General features: G+C 43.4%; 21 protein-coding genes. 6 read left to right on the forward strand and 15 right to left on the reverse strand.

Annotated features, from left to right (window positions below):
* Positions 1–190 precede the first annotated feature (190 nt).
* Positions 191–1,492 carry a two-component system sensor histidine kinase EnvZ gene (gene envZ / locus N480_RS15215; RefSeq protein ID WP_063373334.1) on the reverse strand — a complete coding sequence of 434 codons (1,302 nt, stop codon included), beginning with the start codon at positions 1,490–1,492 and terminating at the stop codon, positions 191–193.
* The gene (gene ompR / locus N480_RS15220; protein WP_063373335.1) at positions 1,492–2,211 is read right to left on the reverse strand and encodes a two-component system response regulator OmpR; all 720 of its coding nucleotides are present in this window, start codon (positions 2,209–2,211) and stop codon (positions 1,492–1,494) included. Before ompR ends, envZ begins: the two co-directional genes overlap by 1 nt.
* Positions 2,212–2,360: 149 nt before the next feature.
* On the opposite strand from ompR, the gene greB reads away from it, so the two are divergent.
* Both greB and N480_RS15230 read left to right on the forward strand, forming a co-directional pair.
* Positions 2,361–2,834: a transcription elongation factor GreB gene (gene greB / locus N480_RS15225; protein ID WP_063373336.1), complete on the forward strand. Its 474-nt coding sequence runs from the start codon at positions 2,361–2,363 to the stop codon at positions 2,832–2,834.
* A gap of 86 nt (positions 2,835–2,920) precedes the next feature.
* On the forward strand, positions 2,921–5,254 hold the full coding sequence (locus tag N480_RS15230; protein WP_063373337.1) for a Tex family protein: 2,334 nt from the start codon (positions 2,921–2,923) through the stop codon (positions 5,252–5,254).
* 52 nt (positions 5,255–5,306) lie between these two features.
* Here N480_RS15230 and N480_RS15235 read toward each other — a convergent pair whose 3' ends face one another.
* The 3 genes from N480_RS15235 to bioH form a co-directional block, all read right to left on the reverse strand.
* On the reverse strand, positions 5,307–6,218 hold the full coding sequence (locus tag N480_RS15235; protein WP_063373338.1) for a putative metalloprotease CJM1_0395 family protein: 912 nt from the start codon (positions 6,216–6,218) through the stop codon (positions 5,307–5,309).
* Between the two features lie 2 nt (positions 6,219–6,220).
* The gene (locus N480_RS15240) at positions 6,221–6,529 is read right to left on the reverse strand and encodes a hypothetical protein (protein ID WP_063359155.1); all 309 of its coding nucleotides are present in this window, start codon (positions 6,527–6,529) and stop codon (positions 6,221–6,223) included.
* A 103-nt stretch (positions 6,530–6,632) separates the two neighbouring features.
* Positions 6,633–7,370 (reverse strand): pimeloyl-ACP methyl ester esterase BioH, encoded by a 738-nt coding sequence (gene bioH / locus N480_RS15245; protein ID WP_063373339.1) that lies wholly within the window; start codon positions 7,368–7,370, stop codon positions 6,633–6,635.
* Between the two features lie 57 nt (positions 7,371–7,427).
* Here bioH and N480_RS15250 point away from each other — a divergent pair, with 57 nt between their 5' ends.
* Positions 7,428–8,105: a ComF family protein gene (locus N480_RS15250; protein WP_063373340.1), complete on the forward strand. Its 678-nt coding sequence runs from the start codon at positions 7,428–7,430 to the stop codon at positions 8,103–8,105.
* Between the two features lie 2 nt (positions 8,106–8,107).
* On the opposite strand, the gene N480_RS15255 is transcribed toward N480_RS15250, so the two are convergent.
* Positions 8,108–10,642, reverse strand: a complete 2,535-nt coding sequence (locus N480_RS15255; protein ID WP_063373341.1) for a M14 family zinc carboxypeptidase — start codon at positions 10,640–10,642, stop codon at positions 8,108–8,110.
* Between the two features lie 144 nt (positions 10,643–10,786).
* Between N480_RS15255 and nfuA the strand changes: the two genes are divergently transcribed.
* Complete coding sequence (gene nfuA, locus N480_RS15260) at positions 10,787–11,362, forward strand: Fe-S biogenesis protein NfuA (protein WP_063373342.1); 576 nt, start codon at positions 10,787–10,789, stop codon at positions 11,360–11,362.
* A 9-nt stretch (positions 11,363–11,371) separates the two neighbouring features.
* The gene (locus N480_RS15265) at positions 11,372–11,647 is read left to right on the forward strand and encodes a hypothetical protein (protein ID WP_063373343.1); all 276 of its coding nucleotides are present in this window, start codon (positions 11,372–11,374) and stop codon (positions 11,645–11,647) included.
* On the opposite strand, the gene dinF is transcribed toward N480_RS15265, so the two are convergent.
* A complete protein-coding gene (dinF, locus tag N480_RS15270; protein WP_063373499.1) occupies positions 11,592–12,860 on the reverse strand; it encodes an MATE family efflux transporter DinF in 1,269 nt (422 codons plus the stop codon). The two genes, N480_RS15265 and dinF, sit on opposite strands and share 56 nt — an antisense overlap.
* A 27-nt stretch (positions 12,861–12,887) precedes the next feature.
* Here dinF and N480_RS15275 point away from each other — a divergent pair, with 27 nt between their 5' ends.
* Positions 12,888–13,937, forward strand: coding sequence for a polysaccharide deacetylase family protein (locus tag N480_RS15275; protein ID WP_063373344.1), 1,050 nt, complete (start codon positions 12,888–12,890; stop codon positions 13,935–13,937).
* A gap of 1 nt (position 13,938) precedes the next feature.
* Here N480_RS15275 and N480_RS15280 read toward each other — a convergent pair whose 3' ends face one another.
* The 8 genes from N480_RS15280 to N480_RS15315 form a co-directional block, all read right to left on the reverse strand.
* The gene (locus N480_RS15280; protein WP_063373345.1) at positions 13,939–14,967 is read right to left on the reverse strand and encodes a protein-glutamate methylesterase/protein-glutamine glutaminase; all 1,029 of its coding nucleotides are present in this window, start codon (positions 14,965–14,967) and stop codon (positions 13,939–13,941) included.
* Between the two features lie 11 nt (positions 14,968–14,978).
* Positions 14,979–15,602: a chemoreceptor glutamine deamidase CheD gene (gene cheD / locus N480_RS15285; protein WP_063373346.1), complete on the reverse strand. Its 624-nt coding sequence runs from the start codon at positions 15,600–15,602 to the stop codon at positions 14,979–14,981.
* Positions 15,599–16,423: a CheR family methyltransferase gene (locus N480_RS15290; protein ID WP_063373347.1), complete on the reverse strand. Its 825-nt coding sequence runs from the start codon at positions 16,421–16,423 to the stop codon at positions 15,599–15,601. Before N480_RS15290 ends, cheD begins: the two co-directional genes overlap by 4 nt.
* A 112-nt stretch (positions 16,424–16,535) precedes the next feature.
* Positions 16,536–19,259, reverse strand: coding sequence for a methyl-accepting chemotaxis protein (locus tag N480_RS15295; protein WP_063373348.1), 2,724 nt, complete (start codon positions 19,257–19,259; stop codon positions 16,536–16,538).
* Between the two features lie 12 nt (positions 19,260–19,271).
* Positions 19,272–19,778, reverse strand: coding sequence for a chemotaxis protein CheW (locus N480_RS15300; RefSeq protein WP_063373349.1), 507 nt, complete (start codon positions 19,776–19,778; stop codon positions 19,272–19,274).
* Positions 19,775–21,952, reverse strand: coding sequence for a chemotaxis protein CheA (locus N480_RS15305; protein WP_063373350.1), 2,178 nt, complete (start codon positions 21,950–21,952; stop codon positions 19,775–19,777). Before N480_RS15305 ends, N480_RS15300 begins: the two co-directional genes overlap by 4 nt.
* Positions 21,953–21,970: 18 nt before the next feature.
* Positions 21,971–22,333, reverse strand: coding sequence for a response regulator (locus N480_RS15310; protein WP_039607675.1), 363 nt, complete (start codon positions 22,331–22,333; stop codon positions 21,971–21,973).
* A 9-nt stretch (positions 22,334–22,342) separates the two neighbouring features.
* Complete coding sequence (locus N480_RS15315; RefSeq protein ID WP_063373351.1) at positions 22,343–22,615, reverse strand: STAS domain-containing protein; 273 nt, start codon at positions 22,613–22,615, stop codon at positions 22,343–22,345.
* Between the last annotated feature and the right edge of the window lie 122 nt (positions 22,616–22,737).

The following is a 22,737-nucleotide window of genomic DNA, read 5'->3' on the forward strand; positions in this document are numbered from 1 at the left end:
TAAAAACAAAGATCAAATAATAATCATTACCATTAAGAGGACTGTACTGACCCAAGTACAACATACCAAAAATGCTTTTGCTATATACACCACAGACTAGTGATCAGTAAGAAATAGATGATTTATTAATGATGGTTATATTGAATCAGCACTGTGAGTCACACAGTGCTGAGTAAACTAAGAAACAGATTTAGCTTTTTTTCGCGACTGGTAGTCGCACTTCAGCACACAACCCACCACCTTTACGGTTAGAAAGCGTCACTTGCCCCCCATGTGTTGTGACAATACGTTTTATGATTGCCAGACCTAAACCGCTGCCCTCAGAGCCCCTGGCTTGGTCCCCTTGTTTAAAAGGCTCAAACACAGATTCTAATTCCGATTCGGGTATACCAGGTCCTCTATCATTCACTTGAATAAGCACCCACTTATTATCAAGTAAACTCACCACTTCAATGTCTTCACTTGAATAGCGAATGGCATTTTCAATCATATTGGTGATAACACGCTTAAGCGCCACCGTATTCATCAAAATAGGCGGTAGATTTGGTGCCATTGTAAAGTTGATAACGCGCTTATGCTGCTGCTCAGCATGAACAACTTCTTCCACTAAGGCATTCACATCATCCAAATTCATTTCTCCGCTACTATGATGACGCAGGTACTCTATAAATTGGTCGATGATGGCATTCATATCTTCGATATCGTCGATAATCCCCTCTTTGAGGTAATCTTCTTCGTCCGACATCATTTCGGTCGCTAGCCTGATCCGAGTCAATGGCGTGCGCAGATCATGAGATACACCAGCCATGATAAGTCGCCTGTCACTTTCCAGCGCTGCGATGCCTTTCGACATTTGGTTGAATGCTCTGGTTACCTCAATTACTTCCGTCGAACCTTGTTCAACCAAGCGCATAGAGAAATCGCCGGCTCCAACTCGACTTGCGGCAGTTTGTAGTGCCCGTAAAGGCCGGTTTAAATGACGAGCAAAAAGCCAGCCCCCTAGCACACTCAAAAAGCCAATACTCGACAGGTAAAAAACCAAAAACTCGAGCTTTGTCTCAGAAAATCCAGATAGCGGCACTCTTACCCAGTAACCGGGGGCTTGAGGCGCTTCCACCCAATAAACCACAGGATCGCCTTGACTAATACGTACCCGAGCAGAGCCGTTTAACTGCTCCGACATGCTGCGAGACAATAGATTATATTCTCTCGCTTGTCCTAGGCCGTTGCGGTACGCCTCTTTTTGAGACATTACATCGATGCCAGTGATCTCGAAGAATTTTTTAGATAGCTCCGAGTCGACTTCAACCCCTTCTTCCCAATCAATAAACACCGTTTTGACCTGCTTGGCCAACATCAAGTTGACTTGTTCAAAGGTTGGTTTGAAGACATACAGCGTAACGGTGATATATGACACAATCTGGTTAATCAACAGCAACGCTGCAACAAAAAAGACCGTTTGCCCAAATGCACTACGTGGAAAAATGCCCATTACTTCTCGCCATCAGGCACAAATACATAACCCAAACCCCAAACAGTTTGAATATACCTTGGGTTAGAAGCGTCTTCTTCAATCATGCGGCGCAGTCGAGACACCTGCACATCGATGCTGCGCTCTAATGCACTATAGTCTCGCCCGCGTGCCAAGTTCATTAGTTTATCTCGGCTCAATGGCTCTCTGGGGTGACTAACCAGCGCTTTTAATACTGCAAACTCGCCACTGGTCAATGCAATGGTTTCATCTCCCTTTTGCATTTCTCGGGTCGCTAGGTTCAGGCGGAAGATACCAAACTCAACTTCATTCTCTTGAGTCGCAGGCGCACCTGGGACTTCTTTGGTTTTTCTTCTTAACACGGCCTTTATGCGTGCTAGCAATTCTCTTGGGTTAAATGGCTTAGGCAAGTAATCGTCCGCACCTAATTCAAGACCAATAATACGATCTACTTCATCGCCTTTTGCTGTGAGCATCACAATGGGGATTTCATTTTCTTTTTGACGTAGACGCCGACAAATAGATAAACCATCTTCACCTGGTAACATTAGATCTAGCACCATTAAGTGAAAGTTTTCGCGCTCTAATAGCCTATCCATTTGCTCTGCATTCGCAGCACTTCTTACAATAAAGCCCTGCTCAACGAGATAACGTTCTAACAAACTTCGCAATCTCATATCGTCATCAACTACGAGCACTTTAGTGGTTTCATTTCCCATATGATTCTTCTTTTTATCTCTATACTATTGCTTAAATATAATTGAAATTTAGCTGCTTAGACACCATAACATACACATTAGATTGTTACTGAAAGTTACAATTACTCGAAACATATGTACCCAAATAGGGTTTATAGATACAACACACTATGAAAACTAACTTGATCACGCCTGAAGGTTATCGAAAATTACAGCAAGAGCATGACCACCTCTGGTTCGAAAAGCGCCCTGAAATAACTAAAATAGTAAACTGGGCTGCAAGTCTTGGCGATCGCTCTGAGAATGCGGACTACACATTCAACAAACGATTATTAAGACAAATAGATAGACGTGTTAGATATTTACGCAAGCGCTTGCCCGACTTACAAGTCATTGAGTACAACCCCCAACAAGCTGGCAAAGTATACTTTGGTGCGTGGGTCGAAATAGAAAATGATGACGGTGAAACGAAGAATTTTAGGATTGTCGGTCCAGATGAAATATATGAGCGCAATGACTATATTTCTATAGACTCCCCCATGGCTAGAGCGTTATTAGGGAAAGCAGTTGACGACGATTTTACTGTAAAAGCACCTCAGGGCGAAGCCCAATGGTATATCAATCGAATTGAATATCAGGCCTGATCATACGTACTCAAATATGATATGATATCGGCCTAAAGCTTAATTGAATTTTTAGCGTAGCTAATTGAACATTATAAGGATTTTGCATGAGCAACATCTCAGCTCGTTTAGCCCAGGAGCTAAATGCCTCAGAGCAGCAAGTGCTGGCAGCCACCACATTGTTAGATGAGGGCGCAACTGTACCGTTTATCGCCCGATATCGTAAAGAAGTGACTGGTGGATTAGACGACTCGCAACTACGTTTGCTAGAACAGAGACTTTCTTATCTTCGCGAGTTAGAAGATCGACGCGCCTTCATCATCAAGACCATTGAAGAACAAGGTAAGCTCACTTCTCAGTTGGCCAATGATATCACCTCAGCATCAAGCAAAACTGAACTTGAAGATTTATATCTGCCATATAAGCCTAAGCGCCGTACGAAAGGCCAAATTGCAATCGAGGCAGGTCTTGAGCCACTGGCAGAACAGTTATTTGCAGACCCCAATTTATACCCCAATCAGCTAGCCGAAGATTTTATCAATGCTGATGCGGGTTTTGCTGATACCAAAAGTGTGTTGGAAGGCGCCAAGTTTATCCTAATGGAGCGCTTCGCTGAAGATGCAAAATTGCTCGCAAAATTTAGACGTCATATTACAGACAATGCACAGCTACAAAGTACAGTCATAGCTGGTCAAGAAGATAACGGCAGTAAATACAGGGATTACTTCGAACATAATGAATTGCTCAGTAAAGTACCTTCACACCGCGCATTGGCCATGCTTCGTGCACGCAATGAAGGCATTTTGCAGCTAACTATCAACCCTGAGCCAACAGCAGAAGACCACTCGCAGTTTTGCGCACAAATGATCGCGGACCATTACGGCTTATCAGTTTCAGGATCACCTGCCAGTGAATGGCTTATGACGGTTGTTCAATGGGCATGGAAAATTAAACTCTCTTTGCACCTAGAAAATGAATTTTTAGGCTCACTGAGAGAAAAAGCAGAGAATGGGGCCATTGACGTTTTTGCCAAAAATTTAAAAGACTTGCTCATGGCTGCACCTGCTGGGCCTAAAGTGACAATGGGGATTGATCCCGGTCTTAGAACAGGGTGTAAAATTGCAATTGTCGACGCAACAGGTAAATTGTTATCGACTACGACAATCTACCCTCATGCGCCACAAAACCATTGGGATAAATCAATTCGCACTATTGAGCAGTTAAGCCGTCAACATAAAGTGCAACTCATTGCCATTGGAAACGGCACAGCTTCTCGTGAAACCGATAAACTAGCAGCTGAAGTTCTAAAGTCAGCATCAGATCTTAGCCTGACAAAAATCATGGTAAGTGAAGCTGGCGCCTCGGTTTATTCAGCGTCTGAATTTGCAGCCAATGAATTTCCAGACCTTGACGTGTCGTTGCGCGGTGCAGTTTCAATCGCAAGACGTCTACAAGACCCTTTGGCTGAATTGGTAAAGATTGAGCCTAAATCAATTGGTGTTGGTCAATATCAGCATGATGTTTCACAAAGCCAACTTGGATTAGCACTCACCGCTGTTGTAGAGGATTGTGTAAACTCCGTAGGTGTTGACGTAAACACAGCGTCAGTCCCTCTGCTAACGCGCGTGTCGGGCTTAAACAAAACACTGGCAAGCAATATTGTTAAATATCGCGATAACAATGGCTCCTTTGCTAATCGTAAGCAACTGAAAAAAGTGGAGCGTTTAGGGCCAAAAGCTTTTGAGCAAGCTGCCGGTTTTTTGCGTATTCAAAATGGTGATGACCCACTAGATGCTTCAGCTGTTCACCCTGAGGCTTACCCAGTCGTAAAACAGATTTCTCAGTCGAAAGCGCTCGAAATTCAAAGCCTCATCGGCAATAGCGAAGTGCTAAAACAGCTGACTCCTAGCGACTTTGTTGATGACAAATTTGGTTTGCCGACAGTGACCGATATTATTGGTGAACTTGACAAGCCAGGTAGGGATCCTAGACCTGAGTTTAAAACAGCTCAGTTTAAGGCGGGCGTCGAAAAGATCTCAGACTTAAAAGTCGGAATGATATTAGAAGGCGTGGTATCAAATGTTGCAAACTTTGGCGCTTTTGTTGATGTCGGCGTACATCAAGATGGTTTGGTACATATTTCAGCTATCACAGATAAATTTATCTCAGACCCACGTGAAGTGGTTAAAGCCGGTGATATCGTTAAGGTAAAAGTCATTGAGGTGGATGTAAACAGAAAGCGTATTAGCTTCACCATGCGCTTAAATGATGCAACCCCATCGCACTCTGAGCAAAACTCTGGCTCCAAACCCCAAGCTAAAACGCCTAATAACCAAGGTCGAAAACAAGATCGCCGTGAAAACAAAGGCAATCGTCGCGATCAAGGAAATGCCGCTATGGGTAATGCGTTTGCCGAAGCATTTGCCAAATTGAAAAAGTAATGACGCTGATGTGAAAAAGGAAGGCTTGCCTTCCTTTTTAATTGCCTACGAATTAAACCGTCACAGACAGGTGTGCAGCGTTCGTAGGGGAGGCTACTTGATTATAAAAGCCTTCAACTCTTAATGCTCTGGACTCTACTTCGGGGTCTCTCTCAATCGGTAAAGCCACTGCGAATGGATCAGCTTCCTGCTGGAGGCGTTTTCGTTCTAATACTGGCTGCTCAGATTGTGCTGCGCCTTCTTCTGTTAAACGGCGGTTTTGAAATCCTTGCACGCGTCTTGGAGAATCACTATTTTCTCCATCACCACTAATAGATTGTTTCGCAAGTTCAGCTTGAGCAGTCGCTATTTTTGACGTGGCATCAGCAGCAATTGCACGATCTGCGCCTGAGGGCTCTGCTGGTGCTAAAGCCGCTGCTCTTACTGTTTGCATTTTTTCGATGGTTTTCTGTGGGTCCCCTTCAATGGGCGCCACATCAATCATTACCTGACCACCTACTGCGTAATTATTACCATCAGGCCCACGTTGGTAATCATAGCTCGGCGCGCCAGCATATTGCCCCCCGACCCTAGCGTGTGCTTGCTCGTGTAAACGCACCTCGCGATCCCTATCTTTGAGCTCCATAATTTGTTGCTCATCTTGTTCTTGCTGTGCTTGCTCACGCTCGTCAACGTCTTCTTCGTTGCGCTCTTGACTTTGCTGCTCAGCAGTCTCTTCCTCATTGCCCTCTTTTATGGTTTTGTTTTCTTTTAGCTGTCCTGATGCGTCATAGGTATCTTGGCTATCGTCTTGAGTGCCTCGAGTCTTGTCGTTATCTTGAAGGGATTTATTTTCTGTCGCTGAAGGCGCTACTGCCGCAGGTTTTGGGATAACCTCGCGCAGCTCGTTGTCGCGCCTAGCCGTTTCGGTATAGACGTTTGCAGTGTTTAAGTTTATCGCCGGTTGTGGCGTAACTATATTCATTACTACACTTTGATATCAACTAAAGTACCAAGCACTTCATCTGCCGTCTGAATAGTTTGCGCATTTGCTTTCGCGTTGAACTCTTCAACTTTCAAATTCACCAACGATTCGTCAATTCTAGGAGGTTGCGAAACGGGTGCTGTGACCGCTTCTTCAGGTCGCGCTGCCTGTAGCTGACGTTGCTGAGCTAATTGCTCATCGCTTTGTTGATCAACGGTGGCACGGTTAATATCAGCTGTGGCGCGCTCAATATTTTGTTGAGCTCGATTAAAGCCTTCAACGCCAGCGTTAAGAACGTCTCCAATAGGCATAACGTACTCCTAATTACAATTTCACTAAGCTAATTATTGCTCATAATATATCCAAAATAAAGTAAAGGCGGCAAAAAATTGCCGCCTTTATCATGATTAATTTTTAAAGGACTGATTTTAGGTAAGTAATAAATTCTTGGCGATGTGAAATAAAGGGCGCATGTGATGCTTTTGGCAGAATTTTATAATTGAACTCCCCATTTAATTTGCTCATTTCGTCCACAACTTGTATTGGTACAAGCGCATCCAAACGACCAAAAACCCCTGCTATTGGACAGGTTATACTGCTAAACTCGTCCCTTAAATCGGCGTTTTGCAAAATGTCTAGCCCTGCACTCAATGCAATATCTGAAGGCTCAGGCGCCTGTAATAGTAAGGTCTTAATTTGTTTAATATCGGCCTTGGCATGCTCACTGCCCATCGCTTGTATCGCCAAAAAGCGTTCAATTGTTTTACGACTATTTTTGGCTAGTTGCACTTTAAACTGTGCGAGCACATCAGGCTTGATGCCTGGCCACATACCCGACTCGCAAAACTGCACATTTGACGAGACCAGTACTAAGTTTGACACTTTTTCGGGTCTCTTAGCTGCCAATTTCGTCGCAACTAAGCCTCCTAAGGACCAACCAATTACAACACTGTTAGGCTGAATCAGTTTGTCGAGACTGTCTATCAAAGAGTCTAAGTCATATTGCGCTTCAGGTAGTGACTCCCCCCCAAACCCAGGGAGATTTAATGCGCGCACTGGTCGCTTCAACTTAACGGCAAGCTCCGCTTCTATTAATTGCCAAACCTGCTTGTTCATACCCCAACCGTGCAATAGCACAACTTCATTTTGCATATTTTTAAACCTAGAGCCAAAATTAGCGCTATGATAGCGATTCAAGGAATGAAAGCAATGTCACTACAACGCTCACTTAGAAATGGACTGTTTCCTACATATTGCCAATTGTGCCAAACGCCAATCAAACAAACAGGCTTGTGCCACATTTGTCATGCTGCTTTACCACTTTTTTCTAACTCAGAAGTTGACCTATTTGCGCGACCAGATATTGAGCGAATGTTTTATTTACCTCATTGCGATGGCTTATCTGCTTGTGGTTGGTATCAGGGGGCTTTAGCGCGTTGGCTGAAGCAAGTAAAATACAACAACAGTCGGGTAGCGATGAAAGTACTTCGTCAAATTATCACTGCTCATTGGCATCGCTTAAATCTTGAAAACCTAATTGATATAGATGCTTGCATACTCGTGCCCGTAGCGAAAACGCGACATATTTTTAGAGGCTACAATCAAGTCTACCAAACGTGGGCACCATTACTTAAACAAGTTAATTTACCGATTATCGATGTAATTGGAAAGCACAGCGCCCCATCACAAGTTACAATGCAAAAGTTAGCAAGAAAACAAAGTGCGCAACAGGCATACTTTCTCAAACGCGCGTTGACGCATAAGCGTATTCTTTTAATTGACGATGTGATCACAACAGGCGCAACCATCAATCACATCTCAGCTTTGTGCAAAGAAGCAGGTGCAACCCAAATCTGGGCATTTGCAACCTGCTTGACCGAAACTTAGCGTTACTTCAAAGCATCTGCAAAAAACAATGCGTTGTTAATCAACTTGCTTGTACCATACCAATACCCCCTAAATACGGGGTTGTCCGTCATTGCAATGGCAATGCCTTTACCGTATTCATCGGCAATTAACACGCTACTTGCAGCTATTTGCTTTACATTACGCTGATCTGCATAGCCCGATAATAAGGGGCTGCTAGTATACTTAAGCACACTGGTAAAAGGCGCACCATTTTGTTTCATCACCCAAGTGCTATTTTTGAAAACAGGCAGGATCTCATCATCCAGACCAAAAGCCAGTGGGTGTGATAAATCTGCTCGTGCATTGAATATAGCACCCGCTATACGTTGTTTAGCGGCCAATTCTTCGCGGGCTGAAAATGGCATATCTTGTGTATCAAATTGCGCGCGCATTTCCTTTTTGGAAATCGTTTCAACATTTAACAGCTGCTGGTCCACCAGCCATTGAGCCCCCCGCTTGTGGCCCCAAATAACACCTCCCTTTTTCACCCAAGATAAAATTGCCGCCTTGGCATGCTTATTCAAACCGCGATAATTTCCGTCTACCATGACTATATGGGTGTAGCGCGCCAAATTAGCTCTGGCTAAACGGCGTTGTTCAATAATGGTTGGCGCAATACCTAAATGTCTATCTAAGTGATACCACATTTCTCCCACTTCATACTGGCTGGTCCCCTCTCCTCCCACCAGTAGCACTTTTGGCTGCTTTAAAGGCACCATTAGTCTGGATCCTAAATCAATTCCCTGAGCAGTTAGGCCACTGCGAATAGCAAAAACTTCTATTGCATAACTTGCCAACGTCTCAGACAATATAGCTTGCCAACTCGCATTACTTTGTACGCCTGCTGGAATAACCACTGTACCCGGCGAAAAAGTCTGTTCGCTTTGATTAGTCCGAGCAGAGAACGACTGCAAGGCCACGCGCGCCTCGATACCCGCTGACAACAGTTGATTTAATAACTTGGGAGCAAAATAGTCATCCCAAGAAAAAGCATATGCATAAGCCCCTTCTTGAAGTACACCACTGCGCCCATTAGACTTTATTTTTCTTTGAGCTTCTGCAGTTTTTAACCCCCATCGACTTTTTATTGGCGCAAAGTTTAAGTCAAATGCGTGCGGTAATGTCCACCCCGACACGTCATAAAAAGTATTGTCTTCAAAGCTTGTTTGTGTTGAAAACACCGCCTTAACCAAACGATACTGCGGCTGTGCCAAAGGCACAAAAATATCACCGGGTTGATAAGTTCTTCCTGCGACTTTAATGGCTTTTGTTATATCGTAAGCATAAATTTGGTGGCGTTGTAATAACTTAATAAATGATTCAAAGCGAGATGAATCATTACCTTTGGCTACCACATACCCCTTAATATCTTCTTTATCCGCAAGTTTAAGGGCATCAAGATAAAAACCTTGTTGATAAGCTTGTAGAGTATCTTTGTGCTCTAGCACCCCCTGAAATGTTGATAAAGATGTCAACAGCTGGTTTTTAATCGTGCGATGAAAGTGCAAGTCTCCATTAATTGACTCTTGTACATGACCTCGGCTACTCGCTTGCTCAAACAAAATTCCTACGGCACCATTAATATCAGGGTATGTTGAACCTTTACCAACGTAAAAATCGTCAAAGCTCTCTTGTGTGAAATACAACTGCTTTTCTTTATCCAGCGCCTTAGCATGGTACTCTGCCAATTGATGCGTGAGCGTTTGATTTTGTGTTGGGGTGATTGGGTGAGTCCGACTAGGGATACCCGGCTGGAAGAAATAACTACTGTTCGTGCCCATTTCGTGAAAGTCGGTTAACACGGTTGGCTTCCAGCGGTGAAATTGCGCGACACGAGCTTTAGATTCGGGATGTTGGAGGAGCAACCAATCACGATTAAGATCAAACCAATAATGATTAGTACGCGACGATGGCCAAGCCTCAACATGCTCACGATGAGCAGGATCTGCTGAGAGAGTCTTACCTCTGTTGCTGTTTGCCCAGTGAGCGAACCTAGCTAACCCATCAGGGTTGAGTGCTGGGTCGAGTAGGATAACGTTGTTCTCCAATAACTGATTGATTTCGTCACCCTGCGCTGCGGCCAGGTAATACGCTAACAACAAAGCGGCATTGCTGCCCGAAGGTTCATTACCGTGCACACTGTAACCCATCCAAATAATATTGGGCGACGTGCTGCGATCCGTTTTTGTACTTAAGCTCGACAGGTGCGCTTGCCTTATTTGTTCTAACTTATCTTGGTTATTCGCGGTGGTAACAGCAAGCAAAAGTAAAGGTCGACGTTCATGGCTATGGCCAATTGTTGAAATGCGCATTCTTGGACTTTGCTTCGCAAGCAAAGTGAGATAATTCACCAACTGATCATGCCTAACATGCCACTCTCCCACTTCATACCCAAGTACTTCACTCGGTTTAGTGATGCTTTGATCAAATTCGATGTCCGCAGAAAAATAGTAACTTAGCGGTTTAGCTTGGCTTTGAAATATCAATAATCCAAGCAAGAACAAGGTGATTCTCATATCAACTCCGTCTTTTTAATCTTACCCTTAAGCTACCAAGTCGTAGCGTTTAGCAGCAAATTTTTACGCCCAACACTAGCTACAACAGGATGAGGGGGGTATCATAGGAAGTAACCGAGTAATTTAGTCAAGTATAGCCAGATTATGATCACAATTTCAGAATCCGCACAAACGCATTTTGCGAAACTTCTCAGCGATCAAGCTGAGGGAACCAGTATCCGAGTATTTGTCGTTAACCCAGGAACAGCACAAGCTGAGTGCGGCGTATCGTATTGCCCAGCAGATGCGGTTGAAGACACAGATCTTAGATTTAACTTTAATGGATTTGACGCCATTGTTGACGAAGAAAGCGCACCATTTCTCGATGAAGCTGAAATCGATTTTGTTACAGACAAAATGGGGAGTCAGCTAACTTTGAAGGCACCAAATGCCAAGGCGAAAAAACTTAAAGACGATGCTTCACTAGAAGAGCGTGTTGAACACATGCTAGTTACTGATGTAAATCCACAACTGGCAAACCACGGTGGTCAGGTAAGCCTTGTCGAAATCACCGATGAAGGCATCGCAGTACTACAGTTTGGTGGTGGTTGTAACGGTTGCTCGATGATCGACGTCACGCTAAAAGAAGGCATCGAAAAAGAAATGGTTGCCAAGTTTGAAGAGATTACTGGCGTACGTGATATCACCGAACACGCTCGTGGCGACCACTCTTATTACTAAGACTTTACGATGTTCACACAATTAGTATATCGCTTGGGCTCTAACCCCAAGCGCAGCCTGAAATTCTTTTTCACTGGTATTGGCCTTTTTGTATGTGCAATGGGGCTATTCGCGCTGAGCAATTACCATGACCCAGCTTGGTGGTTTGCCGGTTTGGCTGTATTATTTCCGGCATTAGGCATCGCTGGGTATGGTTACCTCGGTATCTTTGCCAATCGTTTTTCACAGGTTATTTCAGCAAGGCTTGCTGCCCGACGAGCCTTCGATAACGATAAATCAAAGTAATACCACGCAGCGCCATAAAACACGTCATGGATAACCACAACGCGTGATTACCAAGATCTTTCATGACAAAAAAGGGCAGGAAAAATCCGCAAACCGCTGAAACTATCATGCTATTGCGCATTTCTCTTGCTCTTGTCAATCCAACAAAAACGCCATCAAATAAAAAGCAACTCATCGCAATAATAGGCAATACCACGAGCCAAGGTAGATAGCCTGTAGCCGTGTTAATCACGCTCGGAATACTCGTCAATAATGTAATAATTGACTCTCCAAAGACTGCAAAAATAATGCAGTAAAGCAGCGCAAACACAGCTCCCCAAAACACACTGACGTTGACCCAAGCTTTTAGCTTAGTTTCATCCTGTTCGCCCTTGGCTTGTCCTACTTTTGCTTCTGCTGCATAAGCGATACCGTCTAAAGCGAAACTAACCAGCATTAAGAAATTGAGCAAGACAGCATTTGCAGCCAGAGTGTTGTCGCCCAGACGTGCACCATAAAAAGTCATAAAACTAAAGCACAGCTGCAAGACTAAAGAGCGAATAAAGATATCTTTATTCAGCGACAACAAGTGCATAATTTGCGCTCGATTGGGAATGCATAATGCGAATTGCCAGCCTTTTCGTTGCAACAATCGCAGGGTCAGTGCTGATGCCAAAACAAACGCACTATAGTCTGCTATCACGGATGCCCAGGCAGCTCCTGCAACCCCCCATTCAAACCCGATTACAAAGATTAAATCCAATGCAATGTTAATGAGGTTAGTAAATAAGACGACATAGAATGGCCCTTTGCCATATTGTAGTCCCAACATAAAGCCCAATAGCACAAGATTCATCATTGCGGCTGGCGCACTGTAGATTCGAATCGAAAAATAAATTTTCGCTTGTGCCATGACCTGAGGAGATGGGTTCGCTAACTGCTCTATGAGCTGCAACAGTATGGGAGATAAGGCGACTAAAGTTAATGCGAAAGTTAGAGCAAGAATGAGACTGGCTAGCAATGACTGCAATGCCCTTGTCTGATTTTTTTCACCATAAGCCTGTGCGATTTCACCCGTGGTACTCATGCGTAAAAAGCTCGCCAGCCAAAATAGCAGTGCAATACTTCCAGAGCCAAGCGCAATACCAGCCAGATAATGGGCGTGACTTAAATGCCCAATGACTGCAGTATCAACTAAACCTAACAGTGGAACCGAAATATTTGATAAAATCATCGGCGCTGCGAGAGTAAGTAGTGGAATATGATAAGGTGTACGCAGGTAATGAAAAAGCTTCATAATTTAGTTCTGTTAGTTGGATTTGTCAGCGCCACGGCGCAAAGTGCAACTATATTACAATATCATCACGTAAGTGAAAAACTTCCCCCGGTCACCAGCGTCAGCGCTGATACGTTTAAATCTCATTTAGAGTATTTAAAAACTGGCAACTATAATGTGATTGCACTGGATAAGTTTATAGGTCAATTACGTGCTGGCAAACCGCTACCAATTAATACGGTTGCCATCACATTTGATGATGGTTATGACAATAATATTGAGGCTGCCGCACCGCTTCTAGAAGCGTACAACTTTCCCTATACAATATTTGTAAACCCTCAGCTCATTGATGAAGGGCAAAGCTACGTCATGACATGGGATGAGCTTAGAGCATTATCAAAACGAGGGGCGCTCATTGCTAATCACAGTGCCAAGCATGACTATTTGCACCTTCGCAAAAGTGGAGAATCCGAAGCTCAATGGAAAGCAAGAGTTAAAAAAGACCTCACCTGGTCACAACAGCGCATTGCCACGGAAGTTGGACATGATTACCCCTATATCGCATATCCGTATGGTGAGTTTGATAATTCGGTGCAATCACTTGTCAAAGAACTGGGGTTAGTTGGTATTGGCCAGCATTCTGGTGCCGTAGGAGTCACTACAGATTTTACTCGCGTACCTCGCTTTCCTGCTTCTGGCATTTATAGCAACCTAAAAACACTACAAGTAAAAATTAAGTCTCTGCCATTTACAATTGATAAGTTAAGCTATGAAAATTCGGTGACATCTAATCGAACACCTTCATTTGCTATTTCATTCAAAGATATGGACTTTTATCAAAATCAACTGGCCTGTTTTGTATCGGGAGTCGGCAGAGCGAACTTAACTTGGAACAGTAAAACAACTGTACAGGTAACGTCACCAAAGGATTTACCCGAAGGACGCTCAAGGTACAACTGTACTGCGCCGTCAAAAACACACAAAGGGCACTTTTATTGGTTTTCACAACCTTGGGTAATTCAAGCTGGTAATTAAGTTAGCGACTTGCTGATTTAAGCAAGTTAGTAGCCATATTATCCAATGACACCACTTTGTTAGCAGCATTAAGCTCTACCGCTGCACGAGGCATCCCCCATACAACACACGATGCCTCGTCTTGTGCAAATGTATTGGCACCGCCTTCTTTTAATCTCAAAAGGCCCTGTGCACCATCGCTTCCCATGCCAGTCAACAATGCCGCATGCACTTGCTTTGCCACTGGCAACAATGAATCAAACAATACATCCACAGCGGGCTTGTGACGGTTGACTTTATCACCATCATTTAAATGACAAACTAATTTATTACCCTGCTGAGAAATAAGTAAATGCTTATCCCCCGGTGCGATAAACACTCTTCCTTCGCCAAGTACATCACCATCTTCGGCTTCTTTAACCGATACGGTGCAACACCGATCCATACGCTGTGCAAAAGAGGCACTAAAAACGGGGGGGATATGCTGGGTTATCACAACTGGCGGGCAATTGCTTGGCAATTTGGTGAGTACTTCTCTTAACGCTTCCGTGCCACCTGTCGAAGCGCCAATCGCAATAATATTGTTACTTCGGTATTTTATATCTCCACCGGCTGCTTTTTCAGCATTATCTCTATCTGGTTTAAATGCCCTGACTCGAGCACGACTCGCAGTACGGATCTTTTGATATAAAATATCCGCATATGCTTCTAACTGCTCAGCGACATTCGTCATGGGTTTTGCGATAAAGTCGACGGCACCGACCTCTAACGCTTCAAGTGTTTCTGGTGAGCCTTTTTGTGTGAGCGTAGAAAGCATTACTACCGGCATTGGCCTTAGTCGCATCAAGTTCTTCAAGAAGCTCAAGCCATTCATTTTAGGCATTTCAATGTCAAGTGTCAGCACATCAGGCTGGGTCGCTTTGATCATATCTCTAGCTTCATAGGGGTCTTTTGCTGCCCCTACAACTTGTATATCTCCCGCTTGCTCCAAAACAGCTTTGAGCACAGCTCTTAATAGAGGGGAGTCATCGACGATAAGTACCTTAATCATATGCCATTACTCTAAAATAATTCAATATCGGTTTGGGCATCTTGCATTTCGATATCATGAAGGTACTTAACTTCGCGTTTTTCAATCGTATCATTGTGCATTTGACGCAATTTTTTTACTTTTGCAGTACCAGATTGTGGATGAAATACCACTTTTCTAGGCCAAGGCCCACCTACATCATGAGATACTAAATTAAGATTCTCTTCTTCTACATAGGCATTGGCGAAACGGATGTTACCTACACCAATGTCTGTCATCGCGCTAATTATCTTCCCGCCACCAAATAACTTCACTTTAAGATTGTCTCTGCTCGCCCCGTTTTTTAGCACTTCGTTTATTAAGTATTCCATGGCCCAATTACCATAACGGCAATTAAAGTCATCCGAATGCACGTTTGTTATTTCCTTCATATTCTGAGCACCCGGTAACATAAAATGGTTCATACCACCAATACCGAGTTTCTCATCATAAACACATGCGGCAATACACGACCCTAAAACAGTAGAAATAAGCTCATCGTTTTTCGACACATAAAACTCGCCAGGTAATACCTTTGCAACCACTTTACTGCGGCCTGCATCCCAAAACCGTTTAACATGTTCAAAGCCCCGGATTACCGGTCTAAACTGATTCATGCCGCATCGATCCTCTTATACATTGTTTTGCCTAAATTCTTGAAATCAGTCCGCTCTTTACTCATTGTTTCAGAATGGCCGATAAAAAGGTGCCCATGTGTTTTGTCGAGTAGGTCGTGGTATCCCTTAAATAAGTTGTCTTTCGTTTCTTTATCAAAATAAATCAGCACATTTCTGCAAAATATCAGATCAAAAGGGCCACGCATTGGCCAAGGTTCTAGTAAATTAAGGCGCTTGAAGTAAATACACTCCTTTAATTTATCTTTAACCCGATATTGACTGCCATCACTACTCTTTAAAAACCACTTTCTTAAGTGGCTCTCATCTAACCCTGTTACCGATGTACTGTTGTACGTTCCTTGTGATGCTTTTTGTAACACGTTCGAATCTAGATCTGTCGCGAGCACCTTAACATCCCAATCACTCGGGAATTCATCCGCTATTGTCATGGCAATACTGTACGGCTCTTCACCGGTGGAGCAGCCTGCTGACCAGATCCTGACACGCTTCGACAATCGGTTATCCGCTTTAATGCGCTCTATCAAGCCAGTCTTTAAAAATTCAAAATGATGAGCTTCTCTAAAGAACGATGTAAGGTTGGTCGTAATAGCATTGATAAAATGACTAAACTCTTGATCGCCACATTTATCTAAATAGCTTAAATACTCTTCAAACGTGCGTAGACCATTAGCTCTTATCCGCCTAGCTAAGCGTGAATACACCATTTCTCTTTTGTGGGGCCCAAGTACAATGCCGCACGCGTTATATACTCTGTCAGAAATATTCTGAAAATCTCTATCCGTGAATGGAAACTCTTTCATACGAGCACACTTATTAAATAGTTCACTTTATAATCAGGAATTGACTACGAGTGCTTAACTGCAAAGTTATAGGGGAGTGAGACTCTCCCCTTCAACAACTTTAATGTGGACTCTAGAATTCTTCCCATTCGTCTGAATCATCAGCAAAGCGGTTGGCTGCTTCTGATTTACTGCGCCCCATATCCACAGTACCATTTGGCGCAGCACTTGGTAACTTAATGCTCGCAGTATTATTAGATGGTGATTGAGGTTTACTCAGTCTCTCTGTAGATATACTCGCTACTTCTGACAATCCATTACCACCACTTGACTCACCGACATTGAAGAAATTCAATAACCTTCTCATATCATTGGCTTGCTCAGCCATTGACTCGCCAGCAGCCGACGCTTCTTCAACTAATGCGGCATTCTGCTGAGTCATTTCATCCATTTGAGCTACCGCTTTATTCACTTGCTCAATACCTGAACTTTGCTCCTCCGATGCCTCTGCAATATCCGAGATCATCTCTGTTACACGCTTTACAGCTTCTACAATTTCTTTTAATGTCGAGCCAGACTCATTAACGAGTAATGTGCCATCTTCCACTTTGCCTACACTGTCTCTGATCAAGTCTTTGATTTCTTTTGCCGCCCCCGCTGAACGCTGCGCCAAATTACGTACTTCGCCTGCTACTACAGCAAAACCTCGACCTTGCTCTCCAGCTCTTGCGGCTTCCACAGCAGCATTGAGTGCCAGTAAGTTAGTTTGAAAGGCAATTTCATCAATAACACTGATAATATCGGCTATTTTCTTACTCGATTCATTGATCTCAGACATACTTGCAACAGCTCGATTGACGACTTCTCCCCCAGCCACAGCTTTTTCACTGGTCTCAGAAGCGAGTTCATTAGCAACTTTTGCGTTGTCTGCGTTTTGCCTCACCGTACTAGTCATCTCTTCCATACTCGATGCAGTTTCTTCGAGTGATGACGCTTGCTCTTCGGTTCTTTGGCTCAGATCCGCATTACCCTGAGAGATCTCTTCTGCACCACTGGCAACCATAGCCGCAGACGAGCTAATGCGGTTTAAGACTTCAGTTAACTTATCAGCTGTGGTGTTAGCATCTTGCTTGAGCTTATCAAATGCTCCTTTATAATCTGCACTAATACGCTGTGTTAAATCACCATTTGCTAGGGCGTCTAACATATTGACCGTATCTGATACAGCATCATCAACAATAGACACGAGACCATTTAAGCCTTGAGCAAGTCGTAAATAAAACCCGTCTTTATCGTTTTCATTCAATCTTGCCGATAAATTACCAGAACGAGCAGATTCAACTAGCTCATTCACCTCAGACTCAATTGCCACTTCGTCGGTTCTATCTTCCCACTCCACAACGGTGCCAATACGTTCACCATCCGCAGCCATGATAGGGTTGGCAACTAATCCAAAGGTACGGCCACCAACTTTAATTTCTGTTTTATAGGTATTGGTTAGGTTGGTCACCATATTGCGTTGGTGAGCAGGGTTTTTGTGGAACACATCAATGTTCGCTCCCATCAGCTTGCCACTGTCAAAGTTGGGCAAATCTTGACGAATATCTCGCTCAGCATTCTTCATCATCTCAACAACCGACTCATTCATATAAACAATATTAAAATGTGAGTCAGCAATCATGGTATTGGTTGCAACATTGTCTAATGCTCTGCGTACTCTGAGGTTTTCGTTGGCAACTGACTGCGCTTCGCGCTCTTGTGCCAACCGCTCTGTTTTATCCTCCCACTCAACCACAGTGCCTATACGACGACCTTCAGAGTCTTGCACTGGTGTGGCGATTAGTCCAAAAGTAAACCCTGCAACTTGGATATCGGTGTTGTACGTCCCCGTCATGCTGTTAAGTAAATTTCTTTGGTGGGCAGGGTTTGCATGGAATATATCGATATTTTGACCAATCAGGTCGTCCACATTAAAACGCGGTAGAGCCTCTTGCAGCTTAGCCTGATTTTTTCTGAGCATCTGAGTGACTGAGTCGTTTATATATACAATATTAAAATCATCATCAGCCAACATAACATTGGCTTGACACACATTAAGTGCACTAGAAATACGCGCATTCTTCGCGGCTTCGTCTTGTTGTTTTTTCTCAATCGCTAGCTGCTCTGTGAGATCTCCCCATTCAACTAGTGTTGCAATGCGATTATTATCTTCGTCGAAAACGGGGGTTGCTATTAAATCAAAGGTTAGTCCAGCTACTGTGATCTGTGTCTTATACACATCTCTTAGATTAGCCAACAAGTTACGTTGATGACTTGGGTTCGCGTGAAACATGTCGATGTTAGTACCAATTGCGGTTGCTACATTGAAACTGGGAAGCTCTTGACGAAGTTGGTGTTCGTTTTTACGCAGCATACTTGTCACGGAGTCATTCATATAAACAATATTATGCTCACTGTCCGCCACCATAATATTGGCCTGACACCCCTTTAACGCCAACAGCAAACTTTGAGTATGATCATCTTGATGAACTTCTTCGCTTTCACGGTTTGATAAAGCTCTAAACAGTTGCGGAAACCCCGAAAAGTCCACTTGGCCTAATTGCTCTTCGCTGCGAGCTTGAATAATGGGTAAAGCGCTATAAACCGTGGCTAATTGCAGAGTAAAAGCAGACAACCCCTGTTTCATAAATATCAATGCCGCCGCAATGCCTATCAAAGGCACAACATAAGACAGCATACGCATTTGTTCGGATTCAGCTTGTCCCAGCTGAGCACCAAGAATGACACTAACAACCAGTATGACCCCGGTAATTAAGATCTTGTTATTAATACTACTTTGGATACTCTGTTCACTCATTTCGACCCCCAATTAGCCTTTGAGCCCACTTTTATCACTCAAATCTAAAACCTTTTCTAGATTTAAAAGCACAACCATTTTTTGCCCTACATTGACTAGACCATGAACAAAGTATGCATTGTCTGAATCCTGAAAGTCGGGTACATCTTTCGCTTTCTCCTCGGCAATGCTATATACATCTGACACAGCATCCACGACTAGCCCCATTATTTTTTGCTGATCTTTTATCTGCACAGAAACCACAATCACGACAGTGAGTGGTCCATACTCAATCGCATCAATGCCAAACCTCATTCGCAAATCAATAATCGGCACTATGGTGCCACGTAAATTCATTGCTCCACGTACAAAATTAGGCGAATTGGGGATCGTAGTTACAGGCTCCCAGCCTCTTATTTCTTGTACGGCAAGTATGTCCATACCGTACTCTTCATCATGCATCATAAAAGTTAAGAACTGCTTTTCGTCCGACTCTCCATCGAACATCAACTGTTGATTTACGCCTACTTGATCAATCATGCAGGTTCAGCCTCCTCGCCCTTCAAGTCCACTAACAACTCAGTAGAACCTGGGCGGCGCAATCCACTCAATTTGATTAAGCCACTGATATCAATGATCAGAGAGACGGTACCGTCTCCCAAAATCGTAGCACCAGAAATACCATCTACTTTCTGATAATTTGCTTCTAAGCTCTTAATTACAACTTGTTGCTGTGCTAGTAGATCGTCAACCAGTAAGCCTATTTTGTAATTGTCACTTTCAACAACAACTAAAAGCGTTTTATCCAGTTCTTCCCGCGCACCTTGGTGGCTAAAAATGTCATAGAGCCGCAGAATTGGAATATACTCATCCCTAAGCCGTAAAACCTCTAGCCCCTTGCCTACTTTACTGACTTTCGAGATATCAATTTGCAGAGATTCAACAATGGAAATCAGTGGAATGATGTAAGTATGTGCAGCCACTTGAACCAATTGCCCGTCTAATATGGCAAGCGTCAGTGGCAAGCGAATAGTAAATGTGGAACCGACACCTTGCTTGGATGTCACTTCAACAGAGCCATTTAATGCTTGGATGTTGCGCCGTACCACATCCATTCCTACACCACGCCCTGAAATATCACTAACACTATCGGCAGTAGAAAACCCAGGCATAAAAATAAGTTCATTAATTTCTTCGACGCTAAGTTCATCAGACTCTTGTATCAAGCCATTTGCGATAGCTTTGTTACGAATTTTATCGGTATCTAATCCTTTACCGTCATCCATAATTTCTATGACAATATTCCCGCCCTGATGAAATGCATTGAGTGTCACTGTACCTACCGGATCTTTACCATTGGCGATTCTATCTTCTGGTGTTTCAAGTCCATGGTCGAGAGAGTTTCTAACTAAGTGCACCATAGGATCGGAGAGTTTTTCCATCACCGTTTTATCGAGTTCAGTTTGTTCTCCGACAAGTTTCAGTTCAACTTGCTTATTCAATTTTTGGGATGTATCTCTTACCAAACGGGGAAAGCGGCTAAATACAAAGCTAATTGGCAACATCCTAATCCGCATTACATTTTCTTGCAGATCTCGCGTGTTGTGCGCCAATTGGGTCAACCCTTCCTGTAGTGCTGCGATGCTGGACTCGGTGATGTCTTGGTCTCCAATTTGGCTCAGCATAGCCTGAGTAATGACCAACTCGCCCACCATATTAATCAAAGAGTCGACTTTATCTATTCCCACCCTTATCGATGTTGCGCCAGAGTCACTCGACTTTCTGCTCTCAGTCTTGGTATTTTTAACAGTTTCGACTTTTTGCTGAACGGCTGCGAGCGTTTGCTGCGCCTTTTCTGTTTCAACATCCGGTTTGACAGTCTCAACTGAACCTAAATTTTCAGCTGTTGGGTCACCCGAACTTTCACTAGGCGCAGTCACAGCATTTTGGCCAATTTGAGGAGCAGAAGACGTCTGTGCGGGTTCGTCATCAAATAAGCCGCCGCAGGCCTCTATTTTGATTTCAGCGTCATCTTCCACCCATTCAAATATTTCAGCGATTGCTTGCTCTTCTCGAGTGGTAGTTAAAAAGAAACGCCAATGTAGGAAACAGTCTTCTGGATCAAACTCTAAGAAGTCAGGAATTGCATCATGAAATGCACTCACTTCTAGCTCACCCAACTCAGCCAACTCCGAGAACATGTAGAGAGGCTCATTACCTGTTTTAAATAAATGCGGCTCAGGTTTAAATTCAATCTGATAGGTTGTGCTTTGTAAGGCCTCACTTTCAACAGCCGCTGTCACAGCTTCTTCAACTGGTGACTCTTCCCCACCTAAAATCGCTTCAAACCGTGCTTTAAGCTCATGTGACTCGCTTAGATCAGGTTCTTCTTCAGCTTGCAATGCGCTGAGCAAACCTCGAACACAGTCTACTGACTTCAGCAATAAATTAACGTGCTCAGCAGTTAAAACTCGCTGCCCATCACGAATTTGGTCAAGTAGCGTTTCCAGTACATGAGTAAAATCAGAAACAGATACAAACCCAAATGTCCCACTACCGCCTTTGATAGAGTGTGCTGCTCTAAATATGGTGTTAATGGTTTCAGAGTCTTCCTTACCTGGTTCAAGATTTAGAAGTTCTGCCTCCATGGCATCCAAGCCTTCAAAACTCTCTTCAAAGAACACATCAAAAAACTGACTTAAATCTATACTCATGCCTATACCTCTTTGGTACTAGCGGATGACTTTCTTCAATACAGCTAATAATTGATCCGGGTTGAAAGGCTTCACTATCCAACCAGTTGCACCAGCGGCTTTACCTTCACTTTTTTTATCAAGACCTGATTCAGTCGTTAACATAAGCAAAGGCGTAAATTTGTAGTTAGGTAGGTTACGCAGCTCCCTAATAAGGGTAATCCCATCCATCACAGGCATGTTTACATCTGAGATCACGGCGTCGAATCCTTGCTGTTTCGCAAGGTTTAGCGCTTCGCTACCGTCCTTTGCCTCTGTGACATCAAACCCTGCTTTTTTAAGAGTAAACCCAACCATTTGTCTCATCGAAGCAGAATCATCCACAGCTAAAATCTTTTTCATATTGACCTCTTAAATCTTACTGCTAAAGGATAAAATATCGGTTAAACCAAGTTGTTCAACAGATTCAAAAAGGACCGGACTTTCACCATGCCAAGTTATCTGTTGATCTGAATTCATTAAACGTTTTTGCAATGCGCATAGCATCTGAATTGTAGCTGTATCTACTTTACTAACATCATTAATGTCTATGCAGATTGGCTGCCCCGTTTCCAATTCTTGAACGAACTGCTGATGCAGTTCTTCAACTTTGTTGATAGCTAACTCTGAAGGAAGTTTAATCATGCGCTTGGCACATTCCCTGTAAAAGTTATAGATAAGAATAGATTAGTCGTTGATGATGAAATTGCCAAAAATCTTGGCAAAAGAAATAAAAAGATTATGTATTTAGAATAGGATCTTGCGTT

The sequence above is a fragment of the Pseudoalteromonas luteoviolacea S2607 genome (genome assembly GCF_001625575.1).
GTDB lineage: Bacteria > Pseudomonadota > Gammaproteobacteria > Enterobacterales > Alteromonadaceae > Pseudoalteromonas > Pseudoalteromonas luteoviolacea_E.